The following is a 15395-nucleotide window of genomic DNA, read 5'->3' as shown; positions in this document are numbered from 1 at the left end:
TGTGCACTGTCACCAAAATGTGACAGGCGGTGCCTGGCGAGAATGAGGTGGCGGCAGGGAGATGGAAAAAGAACGAGGGAGCCATAGTTAGAGCTCGCAAATTCAGCATTCCGCGGTTTAGCGGGAAAGGTTTTGGGGGCAGACGGGTGAACAAACGGCCTGTTATTTCAAAAGTTTGTACGCTTCGGCGGGCAGGTTTGATAATGCAACATAGAATCAGCGCGAATCCGTCAGGGCTGGTCGAATTCCGACTTCGGCAGGAACCGCCGCTGAACCAGAACGTCTTCGCAATCCAGCCACGCACCGTCAGCACACGGTCGCTGTTTCCACTCAATGCTTGCTCTTTCCTCGGAGTCTGAATGTCCGCCACCGCAACCAGAAGATCGAGCTTGAGTTCGCGCTCGTTCCGCGCGCTTTTGGGCCTAGAAGCGGGCGTGGCCCTCGGCCTGGCAGGCACCCTCTTCTTTTTTGTCGCAAGCAGCGTCGTTGCCTATCTCAACCTGGAGGCCCTGCAACGGGGCAACGAGAGGATTGTACAAACCCACGTTGCCATTGTTTCTCTCGACGAACTGCTGTCGCTTGTTCAGGATGCCGAGACCGGTCAGCGTGGGTTTTTGTTGACCAATAGTGGGGGCTACCTTGCCCCCTACAACGCGGCAGTTCGCGCCATTCGGCCAAAACTCGATCAGATCGGTCAACTGACTGCGAGCAATCCGGGCCAAAGTCAGCGGCTGGTGGCTCTCAGGCAACATGTGGACGCCAAGCTCGCGGAACTCGGGGCGACCATCGATCGGAGACGGGCCGACGGTCTTGAGGCGGCGATTGCGATGGTAAACTCCGATCGCGGCAAGATCGAAATGGATGCCGTCCGCGCGCAGATTGCGGCCATGTCGGGCGCTGAGCTGGAAGTGCGCCTTGATCGATTGGCCGAAATGGAGAATGCGCAGAAGACTGCGCGGCTCAGCACTCTGCTTTCTGGTCTTCTCGGAATTGCTTTGACCGCAGCAATCGCCCTCCTCATTCGCAAGGCCACGATCGTCCGCCGAAGGGATGAATGGCTTCAGGCTGGTCAGGTCGGGTTGGCGTCGGCGATGATGGGCGATCAGTCGATCGAGCAGCTGAGCAAAAGTATTCTCGACTTCCTGGCGCCTTACGCAGGCGCCATTGCCGGTGCGATCTTCATTCGCGGTGATGGTTCGTTCCAGCGGGCTTGTAGTCGTGGCGTTCCGCCCGAGGCGAACTTGCCAATGACGGTTCGACCCCGCGAAGGCCTCTTGGGTCAAGCGGTTGCGGAAGGGGGTTCAATCGTCGTCGACGATGTCCCGGATGGTTACCTGGCCTTCGGTTCCGGGCTTGGGATGGACAAACCACGCCATCTCGCGATCCAGACCGGAAAGGTCGATGGTTCAGTGAATTCGGTGATCGAGCTCGGCTTTCTTGGGCCAATCGACGAGACCATCGTCACCTTTCTTGACCGCGCATCGGAGGCTATCGCGATTGCCGTGAAGGCAGCGACCTATCGCGGCCAGCTTCACGACCTGCTGGAGGAAACGCAACGGCAGTCCGAAGAGTTGCAAACGCAAAGCGAGGAGCTGCGCGTTTCAAACGAAGAGCTTGAAGAGCAGGGGCGGGCGCTGAAGGAATCTCAGGCGCACCTCGAGCAGCAGCAAATTGAACTTGAGCAGACCAATGCTCAGCTGGAAACACAAGCCCAGCGGCTTGAGGCTCAGCGCGACGAGCTGGAGCGCGCGAACGTATCGATATCGGCCAAGGCGAAGGAACTAGAGCAGGCAAGCCAATACAAATCCGACTTCCTTGCCAATATGTCCCACGAGTTGCGCACGCCGCTGAACTCTTCTTTGATTTTGGCCAAGCTGCTTGCGGACAATCCCGACGAAAACCTGACTGAGGAGCAGGTGAAGTTTGCCAAGACGATCCAATCCTCGGGCAATGATCTCTTGAACCTGATCAACGATATTCTCGATCTCTCCAAGATCGAGGCCGGGCATGTCGAAATCCGGCCGGAAACCGTTTCGCTCGAGCGACTGGCCGGCAACCTTCGTCAGGTGTTTCTGCCGCTGGCGACCGAGAAGAAACTCGGGTTTTCCGTTGAACTTGCTGAGGAATGTCCGCTCACTATCGAGACCGATCCGTTGCGGCTTGAACAAATTCTCAAGAACTTGCTTTCAAATGCGATCAAGTTCACCGAGACCGGCAAGGTCACCTTGGTGATTGGTTCGGTTGGCGAGGGCAAGGTTAGCTTCTCCGTCAGCGACACCGGAATCGGAATTGCACAGGAACATCAGCGGGCGATCTTCGATGCCTTCCACCAGGCCGATGGCACAATCAGCCGTAAGTATGGCGGCACCGGGCTCGGCCTTTCCATCTCTCGGCAACTGGCGCGGCTTTTGGGCGGAACGATCGTGCTTCAAAGCCAGGCGGGACGGGGTAGTACGTTTACCGTTACCATCGGGGAACGGTTCGATGTGGCCAAGCCGACAGCTCTTGCGCCAAGTCCAGGAACGCTCGCAACGACGGTCACGGCGCAAAAGGCAGGTACGGTTACGCCCAGGCCGATCCGCCGGATCGACGACGACCGAGATGTTCTGACAAATACAAAACGCGTGCTGCTGGTAATCGAAGATGATGACACTTTTGCCGGCATCGTGCGTGATCTGTCGCGGGAAATGGGCTTCCAGGCAATTGTCGCGGCAACCGCCGAAGAGGCGCTTTTGCTTGCGAAGGAATTCATGCCAAGCGCCGTCGTGCTCGATATAGGGTTGCCGGACCAATCGGGCCTCGCCGTCCTCGACCGGCTGAAGCATGATGTCTTGACCCGTCATATCCCGATCCATGTCGTGTCGGGGAGCGATCACGCCGAGAGTGCCTACTCTCTCGGGGCTGCCGGTTATGCCATCAAGCCCGTCAATCGAGAAGAACTGTTGAAGGTTCTGCAAAAGCTCGAGGCGCGGTTTACGAAACAAATGCATCGCGTCCTGGTCGTCGAGGACGATCCGGTGCAGCGCGAAGCGGTGGCAAAACTGATCGGCACGCAGGACGTCGAGACGGTGACCGCCAGCACCGCCGCCGAATGCCTTGACCTCCTGAAGCACCAGACTTTCGACTGCATGGTGCTTGACCTGTCGTTGCCTGACGCGTCGGGATATTCGTTGCTGGAGACGTTGAGCTCACAGAGCGCTTATGCCTTCCCGCCTGTCATCGTCTATACTGGACGCGAACTCTCGGCGGATGACGAGCAGAAGTTGAGGCGCTTCTCGAAGTCGATCATCATCAAGGGGGCAAAATCCCCCGAGCGACTGCTCGATGAAGTGAGCCTGTTCCTGCATCAGGTGATATCGGAACTGCCGGACGAACAGCAAAAGATGATCCGCAAGGCGCGCAACCGCGATGCGCTGTTGGAGGGGCGTCGCATTCTCGTGGTGGAAGATGATATCCGAAACGTCTACGCGCTAACCAACATTCTTGAACCGCGCGGTGCGATCGTCGAGATCGCGCGCAACGGCCGCGAGGCACTGGAGGTTCTCGAAAAAGCTTCATCTGGCCCCGGGCGCCCGATTGAGCTCGTGCTGATGGACGTCATGATGCCTGTGATGGATGGTTTGGTCGCGACCGCTGAAATCCGAAGGAACCCGACTTGGAAGAAGTTGCCGATCATTGCGCTGACCGCCAAGGCAATGCCGGACGATCAGGAGCGCTGCATTGAGGCTGGGGCGAATGATTACATGGCCAAGCCGCTGGACGTCGACAGGCTGCTGTCGCTGGTGCGTGTATGGATGCCCAAATGAGCGAAGCCACCGCCGTTGAAAAGGTAGAAGACATCGAAATCCGGTTGCTGCTGGAAGCACTGTTTCTCAAATACCACTATGACTTTCGCAACTATGCGATGGCCTCGATCAAGCGCCGCCTGAAAAAGGCGCGCGAACAACTGGGGTTCGATACTTTCTCGGCGATGCAGGAGGGACTTCTGCACGATCAGGCAATGCTGCCGCAATTGCTGCGTTTTCTGACCGTCCAAGTGAGCGAGATGTTTCGCGATCCGAGTTACTTCCAGGCGATCCGGGAAAAGGTCGTTCCCCACTTGAGGACCTACCCTTCCTTGAAGGTGTGGATTGCTGGCTGCAGCAGCGGCGAGGAGCTTTATTCGCTGGTTATCCTGTTTCGCGAAGAAGGCCTCGAAGATCGAACGATCTTCTATGCCACTGACATCAGTCATGAAGCGCTGGAGGCGGCCGAGGCCGGCGTCTATGCACTCGACAGGATACAGCTTTTCACCGAGAACCATCGCAAATCGGGTGGAAAATCATCGTTGTCGGACTACTATCAGGCGGCATACGGCAAGGCGCTGTTCGATAAGACCTTGCGCCGCCATGTCGTGTTTTCGGATCACAGCCTGGTGACCGACGCCGTTTTTGCAGAAATGCACCTCATATCGTGCCGAAACGTCATGATTTACTTCGACCGCGCGCTTCAGGACCGCGCGGTGGGTCTTTTCAAGGACTCGCTCGCTCGCAAAGGTTTCCTCGGGCTCGGCGCCAAGGAGAATTTGCGCTTTTCCCTTCATGCCGATGCGTTCACGGATTTCGTGCGTGAGGAGAAGATCTACCAAAGGCGTGTCGAATGACGCCAGCAAAAGCTCAAGCGGTGATCATTGGCGCTTCGGCGGGGGCTGTCGAAGCACTTTCGGCAATCCTGCCGGCGTTGCCGCGAAGCTTCCCGTTGCCCGTGATCGTGGTCGTTCACGTTCCATCCGACAGGCCGAGCCTTATGGTCGACCTGTTTCGTGCAAAGTGCCGGTTGCCTGTCGAGGAGGCCGAGGACAAACAGTCGCTCGAGGCCGGCACGATCTATTTTGCACCGCCGGACTATCATCTGCTCGTTGAAACGGACAGGAACCTGTCCCTTTCCTCTGATGAGCCTGTCCTCTTCTCCCGCCCGTCAATCGACATACTTTTCGAAAGTGCTGCCGATGCCTTCGGGCCGGATCTTATCGCGATTGTCCTGACCGGCGCCAACCGAGATGGGGCAGACGGCCTGGCGGCTGTCCACAATGCAGGCGGAACGGTGATCGTGCAAAACCCCGAAGGCGCTCACGCTCGCGCCATGCCGGAAGCTGCAATCCAATCATGCCCGAGCGCCCTCGTCCTGTCGCTCGATGCCATTGCCGAATACTTGAAAGAGGTCTGAGAACAACTATGGAGCCCGTCCCGTTTCTACTGGTCGATGACCTCGAGGAAAATCTCATATCGCTGGAGGCACTGCTCCGCCGAGACGATCGCCTTCTCATGAAGGCGCGGTCCGGCGATCAGGCGCTTGAGATCCTGCTTCGACAAGACGTGGCGCTCGCGCTTGTCGACGTTCAGATGCCGGGTCTGGACGGTTTCGAACTTGCCGAGTTGATGCGCGGCAACGAACGCACGCGACACATTCCCATCATCTTTGTGACGGCGGGTATTGCAGACGGCCGACGCCGTTTTCGCGGCTACGAGGCTGGCGCGGTGGACTTCATCCAAAAGCCGATTGAACCGGACGTTCTGTCAAGCAAAGTCGACGTGTTCTTCGAACTGTACCGGCAAAGGCAGCAACTCGCCGCTCAACGAGATGAACTCGCTGCCCAGGCGCAGGCGCTTAAGCAGGCAGCAGAGCACAAGGATATTCTGCTGCGGGAAATCAATCACCGCATCAAGAACCTGTTCAGCCTCACCGCCGGGTTGATCTCGGTGAGCGCCAGGCAAGCCACAACCGTTTCCGATCTAGAGGCTGATCTACGGTCGCGGCTACACGCACTGTCTCGCGCCCACGAACTTACGCTGCCCGACCTTGTCGGGGAGGACGATCGCGGAGATATTGCGACGACGGTTGTGGCTCTGTTGAAGGCGATCGTTGCGCCACACGACCACGCTCACGGCTCTCGAATCCTGATCTCCGGAACGGACGCTCCCCTCGGCGACAAGGCACTGACGTCAATGGCGCTCCTTCTGCACGAACTGACCACCAACGCTGTCAAGTATGGTGCCCTTTCCGGCCCTGCGGGGCAATTGAGCATCGACCTTTCGACTTTCGACGAAGAACTTCACGTCAAGTGGAGTGAACACGGATCACATCCGTTGTCCCAGAGCTCCGAAAGGACGGGATTTGGAACAACGTTGGAGAAAGCGGCAATCTTGGGATTGAACGGATCGCTGGCGCGAAATTGGCGGACAGATGGGCTTTGTCTGGCGCTCCGCATCCCGCTAGCTAGTTTAAAAAACTGATCGGTCCCCGCAAGGACGCTTGACGCACTTTTGTTTGTGGTGTGCTGGCATAAAGCTGCTAATCGAGCAGTTTACCGGGGTTAGTGCCCATTCCCGGTTGCTCCTAAAATCGGTACTCGCCGACGTCCCATTTAATAGGTTAATCGCTCATTCTATAAGGGCGCGCGACCAGAGATATTCATTCGCCCTGCGGACGGGACTCGACGCTGCTCGGGCTTGAATTCCGGTCTGCCTGCCACACCTAAACTTTACCCGGGCCTGCGGAAATATAAACGCTCGTTGTCGCAGTCCCTATCGAAACCGAGCCCGTACGGGCTCGTCCCAGCGGGGCGCATATGAGCCAACGTGAACCTGCCGACGACACGCCCTGGATTAAGAAGGCCGACGAGTTGGAGGCGCTGTTGACGGACGGACTATACCGCGCAGAGTCCGAGACCGATGCTTTCGATGCGACATTCGATGCGATCGAGCGGGCGCTGGGGTGTTCGCGGGCTTCGATCCTGCTTTTTGACCGCCACGGAGTGATGCGATTCGTCGCTTCCCGCGGGCTCTCGGAGGACTATCGTCGGGCAGTTGATGGACACTCGCCGTGGAAGCCGGGAGATCGAGATCCTATTCCCATTTTCGTAAGCGACATAGAGCTTTCTGACGAGCCTCAGGCGCTCAAGAACGCCATACGAGGGGAGGGTATCCGCTCCCTCGCATTCATTCCTGTGACCGTCGATGGCATCGTCGTTGGCAAATTCATGACCTACCGCGACGTCGCTCACGTCTATTCCGCTGACGAAGCCACCCTGTGCCTCACTATCGCCCGGCAACTCGGGTTCAGCATCGAGCGGAAGCAATCGGAAGAGGCGCATCAACGTGCCGAAGAGGGACTTCGCCGCACCAATGAACGGTTGCGTGTCATCCTCGACAGCGCGAGCGAATATGCCATCATAACGCTCGACGCCGACGGACGGATCGCAAGCTGGAACAGTGGCGCTGAACGCCTTTTGGGCTATCTCGACAGCGAGGTCCTTGGTCTCTCCGGCAGTATTTTCTTCAGTCCTGAGGATCGAGCCTTGGAAATCCCACAACAGGAAATGCGAACCGCGGCCGAACGGGACGTGCCGCGAACGAGCGTTGGCACTATCGCAAGGATGGGTCACGGTTTTGGGGCTCAGGTGTCATGCTTCGTGTCGAGGAGAGCGGGCCTGATCGCTACCTCAAGATCTTCCGGGATCGAACAGAGGAAAGAAGGGCGGAGAAGAGGCAGAAGCTCTTGGTGGGAGAGCTCAATCATCGGGTGAAGAACACCCTGGCTACCGTGAATTCCCTCGCGGAGCAAACATTGAAAAGCTCCGAAACGCCCGAGGCGTTCGCCCAGGCTTTTAACACTCGTCTGCTCGTTCTTGCCAAGGCGCACGACTTGCTTACGCGGGAGGCTTGGCAGGCCGTAAACCTGAGCGATATCGCTCAAACGGTTCTTACCGCTTGGATTGAGGACGGGCGCGTCTCGATCCAAGGCGCTGCGATCCGCATCGATCCGAAAAAAGCTCTGGCGCTTTCCATGGCGTTCAACGAGTTGCTGACCAATGCGATCAAACACGGTTCACTTTCGAACCAGGTTGGTCGGGTCGCATTATCATGGCAATGCCAGGAGGTATGCAGCATTCTTTGGGAGGAGCGCGGCGGACCTCCGACGTCTGAACCGGACCGCCAAGGGTTCGGTCTACGGGTTCTAAACCGAGGTCTAGCCCACGAACTCGGATATCCGGTCGAACTGCGGTTCGAACCGGATGGCCTCAGATGCACAATGAGCATGGATTTCAGTAGCAAACAGCCCTCGGGAGCGCAGTAAAGTTGACAATTTCAACAACATTAGCGGGACGTCGAGTGCTCGTCGTTGAAGACGAAATGCTGGTGGCAATGTCAATCGAGGACACTCTGCTTGCGGCTGGAATGCAGATTGTGGGCCTTGCTCCGACTGTGGATCGGGCGCTGCAATTACTTAACGACGCGACGAAAATCGACGTCGTCGTGCTCGACATGAACCTCAAGGGACACAGCGGGCTTCCCGTGGCTGACGCGTGTTATCAGCAATCGATTCCGTTTCTTGTCCTAAGCGGATATGGGACGTCGGCCTTGCTTGGGACCAGCCACACAGCTCCAGTTCTCTCCAAGCCGTTTTCGAACTCTGTCCTGGTGGAAGCGCTGGACGCGGTACTTGAGCAGAAGAACGGGGAGGCATCTTCATCCGTGTGATCAGAATGAATGCCCTGCCCCGAGGTAGCCTGCCCGTCCTTTCGGCCTCCTCTGGTGCGATTGCCTAACGTCATTTGGCGCGATGGTGGCTCTTGGCCTGCACCGGCTTACAGATCGGCAATGTCGCCCTGCTCGCTGACGGGGGGGGCGTCTGTTTCCATGACCGTCGCAGGCCACTCCAAAAGAAGGCCAGCGCAGCTCCGAGCTCCGTCGACGTCATCGAGGAAGGATCTACAATCTGTGTGCCATCGACACGAATGATCGTCACTTGGACGCGGGCCGTCGCGGAACTCAGCGTCAACGAAGGAGCGGAAACTAAAACCGTTCCAGCATCTTCTTGAGAGTTACGTTCTGCGCACGGAGTTGTTCCCCCAGCAGTTTTCGGAGGCGGCTGTTTTCCGCATCAAGTGAAACCAACTCTTCCAAGAGCATCGTTGGCGCCGATCTCGACTCCAGATCCGACTGTTGCTCTGTAGGTTCCGAAGCGGTCCTCGGGGAGGGGCGGGGAGGATGCTTCCCGCTGGCGCGTTTCGGTAAACCGCGGGTCCTGGCGACAGTGAGCGGGCCGATTGCGGTCTCGCGAGCTTCATCAGCGACATTGGAAATTAAATGCGCCGCAGCGACCTGGTCAGCCACCTCATTCGCCGGCTCGGGCGCCGTGATCACGGCCGGTTCGTCAACAAAACTCGGGACATGAGCATCAGAGGCGGGATCAATGCCGCCGTCGGCATTCAATTCTTGACGGCCGAACAGATGAGCCGCTTCGTTTTCAACCTCGCGCGCAAGGGTCTTGAGATCTGTGTTGCCCCAGATCGAACCCGCTTGCACTTTTGGCTGACGGCGGCCGGACTTGAACTCAACAACGAACCTGCGTTGTGGCGTTTTCATATAGTTTGAACCCAATGTAGATCGACGTGCTGCGGCATGATCGGCTGCACAACGTTGGGTGCAACCTCGCATCTCAGCCGCCCGCCAAAGGAGCGGTGGAGCCACAGCGCCCAGCGCGTGGCTTCTCCGGGCCTCAATCTATGCCAAGCCTCTTGCGCAGGTCGGCATTCTCAGTGCGCAGTTTTTCCGCCAGGAGTTTTCGCAGCTTCTGGTTCTCGGCGTCGAGCTTCACCAGTTCGGCGAACTCGTCGCTGGCCGACGCGGGCTTTTTGCTCGTCTTATCATCCGCCTTTAAGCTACCCTTCCAATTATAGTAGGTCTGCTCGGATATTCCTGCGCTTTTAATCGCATCTTTGATCGTGCTCGTGCCGTCTGCGACCTGGGCCCCGATCTGCCTCAGCTTCTCGAGTTTATCTTGTTCGCTGAACTTACGGGACTTGGTGGGTTGCGTTGATGCTGTTGCCTTCGAAGTCGCCCGTGTGGTTTCCCCAGCCGCTTTCTGACGCTTCGTCGCGCTTCGCTTTGCTCGCTCGGGTGTGTGCACAGTCGTTGCGTCCTCCGCAACCAGGGTGGTTGGCGTCGTGTTTTCGTCAGGCATTAGTGATCCCTTTTTTATGGTCGCCCTTTTTTCAACCGAGTGAAGACCAGAGTCAACATTACTTGCCGGTCGATTTTTGGTGTCGATCCAATAGGGTATACGGATTGGCTAGAACTTTCCATGCTGGAGCAACTAGACACTAAACCCGAGGGTCCAGATCGGCGTTCGTCGACAAGGCTTCAATTGCACTGCAGGCTCAACGGTTGTCGATGGGGCGGCGTAGCACTTCCCCATCGACAGAAAGGTTCAAATTGCGTGCATTGGCAGCTGTACTCATCTTGCCTTTGCTTTGCCAAGGACAGATGTGACGGCCTCGACCGCCGCTTTCACCACAACATTGGCCTCGTCCTTTGTGAGGCAAAGCGGTGGCGCAAAGCCGAGGATATCACCTTGCGGCATGGCCCGCCCGATGACGCCGCGCTCAAGCAGGGCAGCCGCAACTTGCGGGCCGATCTTCTTTGCCGGATCGAAAAATACCCGGTCGTCCTTATCCTCGACGAACTCAATTGCGGCCATCAGGCCATCGCCACGTACTTCGCCCACATGTCTGTGGTCAGCGAGTGACTTCGTCAGTTCAAAGCGGAAATAGGCACCCCTGCTGCCGGCATTTTCAACCAGGCCCAACTCGTCGATCAGTTCGAGGTTGGCGACCCCCGCGGCCGCACAGATCGGATGGGCGGAATAGGTCCAGCCATGGCCGATCGCGCCCAGTTCGTCAGATCCTTGCACCAGCACCTGCCACATCTTATCCGATACGATCGTGCCGGAAAGCGGCGCGTAGGCCGAGGTCAGACCCTTGGCAATGGTGATGAGGTCGGGCTTCATGCCGTAGTGGTCCGATCCGAACATCGTGCCGAGACGGCCGAAGCCGGTCACCACCTCGTCTGCGACGAGCAGGATGTCGTATTTTTCGAGTACAGCCTGGACCTTCTGCCAGTAGCCCTTCGGCGGCGGCACGATGCCGCCAGTACCGAGGATCGGCTCGCCGATGAGGGCGGCGATCGTCTCCGGTCCTTCCGCAAGGATCATCTCCTCGAGCTTGTCGGCGCAATATTGCGAGAACTGCTCTTCATCCATCGAGCGATCGGGGCGTCGGAAGAAGTAGGGTGCTTCGGTGTGCAGGATCGGCGCGCGCGGCAGGTCAAAGGCGTTGTGGAATAGATGCAAGCCGGTCAGGGAGCCCGTCATGACGCCGGAGCCGTGATAGCCGCGCCAGCGGGAGATGATCTTCTTCTTTTCCGGCCGGCCAAGGATGTTGTTGTAGTACCAGATCAGCTTGATGTTGGTCTCGTTGGCATCGGAGCCTGAAAGACCGAAATAGACGCGGCTCATGCCCGCCGGCGCACGATCGATGATCATCTTGGAAAGCGTGATCGACGCTTCCGTACCGTGGCCGACATAGGCGTGATAATAAGCAAGGTTCTTCGCCTGCTCGGCGATCGCGTCTGCGATCTTCTGCCGGCCGTAGCCCACATTGACGCAATAAAGGCCAGCAAAGGCATCGAGGCTCGTCCTGCCGCTGGTGTCGGTAATATACACACCTTCGCCGCCGCCGATCACCCGGGTCGGTGTTTCACCACGCGCATGCATGCCCATATGCGTGGAGGGGTGGAAGAAGTGATCACGGTCCCAGGCGCTGAGTTCGTTGCTTTTTTCGAGCATGGTCTTTCCTTTCGCGTATGAAATGTGGCGCCTGCGCTCAGGCGGCCGTGTCGATGCAGAGATATTTGAGTTCGGTGAAGGCCTCGATGCCGTGGCGGGAGCCTTCGCGGCCAAGGCCCGACTGTTTCCAGCCGCCGAAGGGGATCGGTCCACCGGTGATTTTCACCCGATTGATCGCGACCATCCCGTACTCCAAAGCCCGTGCAAGACGCATCTGGCGCGCTCCGTTTTCGGTGACGACATAGGCGACGAGGCCGTACTCGGTGTCGTTTGCCCGGGCGACTACTTCGGTCTCGCTGTCGAAAGCGGTGACCGCGGCAACCGGGCCGAAGGTCTCCTCACGCATGATCAGCGCATCGTCCGGTACATCCGTCAAAAGGGTCGGCTCGAAGAACAGAGCGCCTGTCTTGTGGCGCTTGCCGCCCGCCAGCAGCTTTGCGCCGCGCTTCAGCGCATCGGCGACCTGTTCTTCCACCTTGGCGACGGCACGCTCGTGCATCAGGGGGCCGATCTCGGCGTCTGGTTCGAGGCCCGAGGCAACCTTCAGCGCTTCGATGCGAGCCTTGAAGGCCCGCGTGAAGTCCGCAAGCGCAGGGCGCTCGACATAAATACGGTTGGCGGCGAGGCAATCCTGCCCGGATGTGGCGAACTTCGCCGCCATTGCGATGTCGGCAGCCTTCTCGATGTCGGCATCGGCAAAGACGATCAATGGTGCATGGCCACCGAGCTCCATCACCATCCGCTTCATGGTGTCAGCGCACTGGCCCGCAATCAGCTTGCCGATCTGCGTCGAGCCGGTGAAGCTCATGGCGCGAATACGCGGATCGGCATTCATGCGGCCGACGATCGTGGCGGCATCGCCGGTCACCGCATTGAAGGCGCCCGCGGGAAGCCCAGCCCGCTCGCCAAGTTCGGCAAGGGCGAGCGCTGAAAGCGGCGTTTCGCTGGAGGGATGCGCAACGACCGTGCAGCCGGCGGCAAGGGCAGCTGCGGCCTTCCGGGTGATCATGGCTGAGGGGAAGTTCCACGGCGTCACGATCCCGACGACACCCAGCGCCTCGCGCCGCACGATCATTTCGGCTCCGGGCAGATGGCTGGTGACGCTTTCCGCATTCAGCCGCTTTCCTTCCTCCGCGTACCATTCGACGAAGGAGGCCGCGTAGTCGATTTCACCGCGCGATTCGGCGAGTGGTTTGCCCTGTTCCAGCGTCATCAAGAGCGCAAGGTCCTCGCGCGCCTCCAGTATCAGGTCGTGCCACTTGCGAAGAATAGCGGAACGCTGCTGCGGCAGCATGCTGCGCCAGGCGGGCAGTGCGTCACTCGCCGCCGAGATGGCTTCTGCGGCCTCATCGGCACCGAGGGCTGCGACCCAGGCAAGCGTCGCCGACGAGGCAGGGTCCGTCACCTTGAAGCTTGCGCCGTCGCGGCTAGCAATCCAGCGCCCACCGACATAGGAGAGCTCCCTTAAGAGGTGCGGATCGGCAAGGCGGGCAAGCGCGTCGTGAAAGGTCGTGCGGGCAAATACGGCGGTCATGGCAGCCTCCTCTTGGTGTCTGGAGGGAGTCTGCCAGAGGGCGAGGGACAGATTGTCCATTGCCGGGGTGGGCGTCAGAGACTTTGGCTAAAGATTGGCCCGGCCGTAGACAATCTCTCTATTCGGAAGGGGGAAGCAACGTCTCGAGTGGAAGCACGGTCTCCTCCTTCACCGTCTTGGTGACTATGTAGGTGAAGTAGCGGTCGATGCCGAGCTCACGGTCAAGCAGGCTGTCGACAAGGCGCTGGTACGCATCGATATCACGCGCCACGATCTTCAGGATGTAATCGACGCCACCGCCGACCGACCAGCAGGCCACGATTTCGGGCGTTGTCGCGACAGCTCGTTCGAAGCGTTCGAAATCCACTTGCCGATGATTGGCGAGCGTCACCTCCATCATCACGCTGGCAACAGGCGCAACGCGTCGCACCGCAACACGCGCGTGATATCCCGTGACGATGCCGGCCCTTTCCAGCTTGCGCAGGCGCAGCCAGCAGGGCGTTGGTGATAGACCCGCCCGTTGCGCCAGCGCCAGCTTGGTGATGCGTCCGTTCTGCTGGATCGCCTCCAGGATACGCAGGTCGATGGCGTCGAGTTTCATTCGGGGCGCCCTCCGGGCGGGGATCGTGTCAAAGCGGAGGAAAAGACAATGGGAAACCATTTTGGCATTGTCAATTGAACTGATTTTGAGCACTGTCGAAATCATGACAAATTGGCGACCCGACATATCCCAGTTGCGCCGGCCGGCCTATCTCTCCCTCGCCGAGCAGATCGCCCGCGCCATCCAGGAAGGGCATCTGCCGAACGGGACGCGCCTGCTGCCGCATCGCAAGCTCGCCGACGACCTGAAACTTTCCGTGCAAACCGTCAGCCGCGCCTATGACGAACTGATCCGACGAGGGCTCATTTCCGGAGAAATTGGTCGCGGTTCCTTCGTGCAGACAAGGCCGAAGGAGCCTGAGCCACCCTACCTGCCGGAGCGTCTTGGCGAACTGGTGGATCTCTCGATCCTGAAACCTGTGTGCGAGCAACTCCATCTGGAGCGCATGCGCGCAGCCTTCGGGTGGCTGGCGGAGAACCTGCCGTCAAGTTCGGCGCTTTCCTTCCGGCCGAATATGGTTTTCCCGCGCCATCGCACCGTCGCGGCCGAGTGGCTGTCGCGGTGCGGTCTCGATGTATCACCCCTCAATATCAGTCTGACGAATGGCGCAACCTCAGGCATGACAGTGGCGCTGATGAGCGTCGCTCCGCCGGGCTCGACCGTTGCGACCGAGGCGATCAGCCACCACACGCTCGTGCCGCTTTCCAGCTACCTTGGCCTTCATCTCGAGGGCTTGCCGATCGATCGCGAAGGCATGATCCCCGAGGCGTTGGATGAAGCTTGCCGCACCGGCGTCATCCGCGCCGTCTTTCTCCAGCCCTCGGTGATCAATCCGACCGCGGCGTTGATGGGGCCCGAGCGCCGGCAGGCGCTTGCCGAGGTTGCACGACGCCACGATATCGCGATCATCGAGAACGACATCCTGGGGCCGCTTGTGGAAGGTCGGGCGCCGCCGATTGCGGCCTATGCGCCGGAGCGCACCCTCTACGTCACCAGCTTCACAAAGATCACGGTACCGGGCCTGCGCATCGGCTATCTTGCCGCTCCGGATCGCTATGTCGCAGCGGTTGCCAACCGCCATCTCGTCTCCAACTGGATGGCGACGCCTTCGATCGCCGAGATCGCAACACTTTGGGTCAGCGACGGCACGGCGATGGAACTCGTCAATTGGCAGCGCCGGGCACTTGGCGTACGTCACGCGATCGCCGAGGATGCGCTTGCGGGCTTGCCCTATTATAGCCATCCGCAGAGCCTGCATGTGTGGCTACCCTTACCGGAAGGGCATGCGGAGGAAGGGTTCGTATCCCAGGCGCGTCTGCGCGGTGTCGCTATTGCGCCCGGCTCTTCGTTCCGCACGGCCGACCAGGGTTGGCAGCCGGCGGTGCGCATTTCGCTCGGCTCGACCACCGAGCAGGAATTGCGCACCGGACTTGGCATTCTCGCCTCACTCGCCAGCGGAAATCCAGAAGCGCTGTTGCTCGCGATTTGAGTGAACTGCCTTGCAAATGGGCGATGTCAGAATAATTGTACTGATATTATTATTGACATTGACATGATTTTGTTTGCCGCGCATCGTTGCTCCATCACTTGTCT

Annotated in this window: 13 protein-coding genes; 8 read left to right on the top strand and 5 right to left on the bottom strand. The window is 59.0% G+C overall.

Going from position 1 to position 15395, the window contains the following annotated elements; translation table 11 throughout:
- The first annotated feature begins 359 nt into the window (after positions 1–359).
- From IB262_RS29420 to IB262_RS29390, 7 genes are all read left to right on the top strand, one after another.
- Positions 360–3806, top strand: coding sequence for a response regulator (locus IB262_RS29420; RefSeq protein WP_051659320.1), 3447 nt, complete (start codon positions 360–362; stop codon positions 3804–3806).
- Positions 3803–4642, top strand: coding sequence for a CheR family methyltransferase (locus IB262_RS29415; RefSeq protein WP_034794888.1), 840 nt, complete (start codon positions 3803–3805; stop codon positions 4640–4642). The genes IB262_RS29420 and IB262_RS29415 overlap by 4 nt, the downstream gene beginning before the upstream one ends.
- Entirely contained in the window at positions 4639–5205 is a 567-nt protein-coding gene (locus tag IB262_RS29410; protein WP_034794885.1) for a chemotaxis protein CheB, read from the top strand. Before IB262_RS29415 ends, IB262_RS29410 begins: the two co-directional genes overlap by 4 nt.
- Positions 5206–5213: 8 nt before the next feature.
- The gene (locus IB262_RS29405) at positions 5214–6272 is read left to right on the top strand and encodes a response regulator (RefSeq protein WP_034794882.1); all 1059 of its coding nucleotides are present in this window, start codon (positions 5214–5216) and stop codon (positions 6270–6272) included.
- A gap of 335 nt (positions 6273–6607) precedes the next feature.
- On the top strand, positions 6608–7564 hold the full coding sequence (locus IB262_RS29400) for a PAS domain S-box protein (RefSeq protein ID WP_192494062.1): 957 nt from the start codon (positions 6608–6610) through the stop codon (positions 7562–7564).
- Positions 7561–8115, top strand: a complete 555-nt coding sequence (locus tag IB262_RS29395) for a sensor histidine kinase (protein ID WP_192494061.1) — start codon at positions 7561–7563, stop codon at positions 8113–8115. Before IB262_RS29400 ends, IB262_RS29395 begins: the two co-directional genes overlap by 4 nt.
- 35 nt (positions 8116–8150) lie before the next feature.
- Entirely contained in the window at positions 8151–8519 is a 369-nt protein-coding gene (locus IB262_RS29390; RefSeq protein WP_210187466.1) for a response regulator, read from the top strand.
- A 315-nt stretch (positions 8520–8834) separates the two neighbouring features.
- Here IB262_RS29390 and IB262_RS29385 read toward each other — a convergent pair whose 3' ends face one another.
- The 5 genes from IB262_RS29385 to IB262_RS29365 form a co-directional block, all read right to left on the bottom strand.
- On the bottom strand, positions 8835–9407 hold the full coding sequence (locus IB262_RS29385) for a hypothetical protein (RefSeq protein ID WP_089045756.1): 573 nt from the start codon (positions 9405–9407) through the stop codon (positions 8835–8837).
- 133 nt (positions 9408–9540) lie between these two features.
- On the bottom strand, positions 9541–10005 hold the full coding sequence (locus IB262_RS29380) for a transposase (RefSeq protein WP_060516660.1): 465 nt from the start codon (positions 10003–10005) through the stop codon (positions 9541–9543).
- A gap of 273 nt (positions 10006–10278) precedes the next feature.
- Positions 10279–11667 (bottom strand): aspartate aminotransferase family protein, encoded by a 1389-nt coding sequence (locus tag IB262_RS29375; protein ID WP_192494060.1) that lies wholly within the window; start codon positions 11665–11667, stop codon positions 10279–10281.
- A 37-nt stretch (positions 11668–11704) separates the two neighbouring features.
- The gene (locus tag IB262_RS29370; RefSeq protein ID WP_192494059.1) at positions 11705–13201 is read right to left on the bottom strand and encodes an NAD-dependent succinate-semialdehyde dehydrogenase; all 1497 of its coding nucleotides are present in this window, start codon (positions 13199–13201) and stop codon (positions 11705–11707) included.
- A gap of 118 nt (positions 13202–13319) precedes the next feature.
- Positions 13320–13802, bottom strand: coding sequence for an Lrp/AsnC family transcriptional regulator (locus IB262_RS29365; protein WP_192444504.1), 483 nt, complete (start codon positions 13800–13802; stop codon positions 13320–13322).
- A gap of 67 nt (positions 13803–13869) precedes the next feature.
- Here IB262_RS29365 and IB262_RS29360 point away from each other — a divergent pair, with 67 nt between their 5' ends.
- Positions 13870–15291: a PLP-dependent aminotransferase family protein gene (locus IB262_RS29360; protein ID WP_226020914.1), complete on the top strand. Its 1422-nt coding sequence runs from the start codon at positions 13870–13872 to the stop codon at positions 15289–15291.
- The last annotated feature ends 104 nt before the right edge of the window (positions 15292–15395 follow it).

Source organism: Ensifer sp. ENS02, from assembly GCF_014851885.1.
Classification (GTDB): domain Bacteria; phylum Pseudomonadota; class Alphaproteobacteria; order Rhizobiales; family Rhizobiaceae; genus Ensifer; species Ensifer adhaerens.
This window is presented reverse-complemented; position numbering and strand designations above follow the sequence as displayed.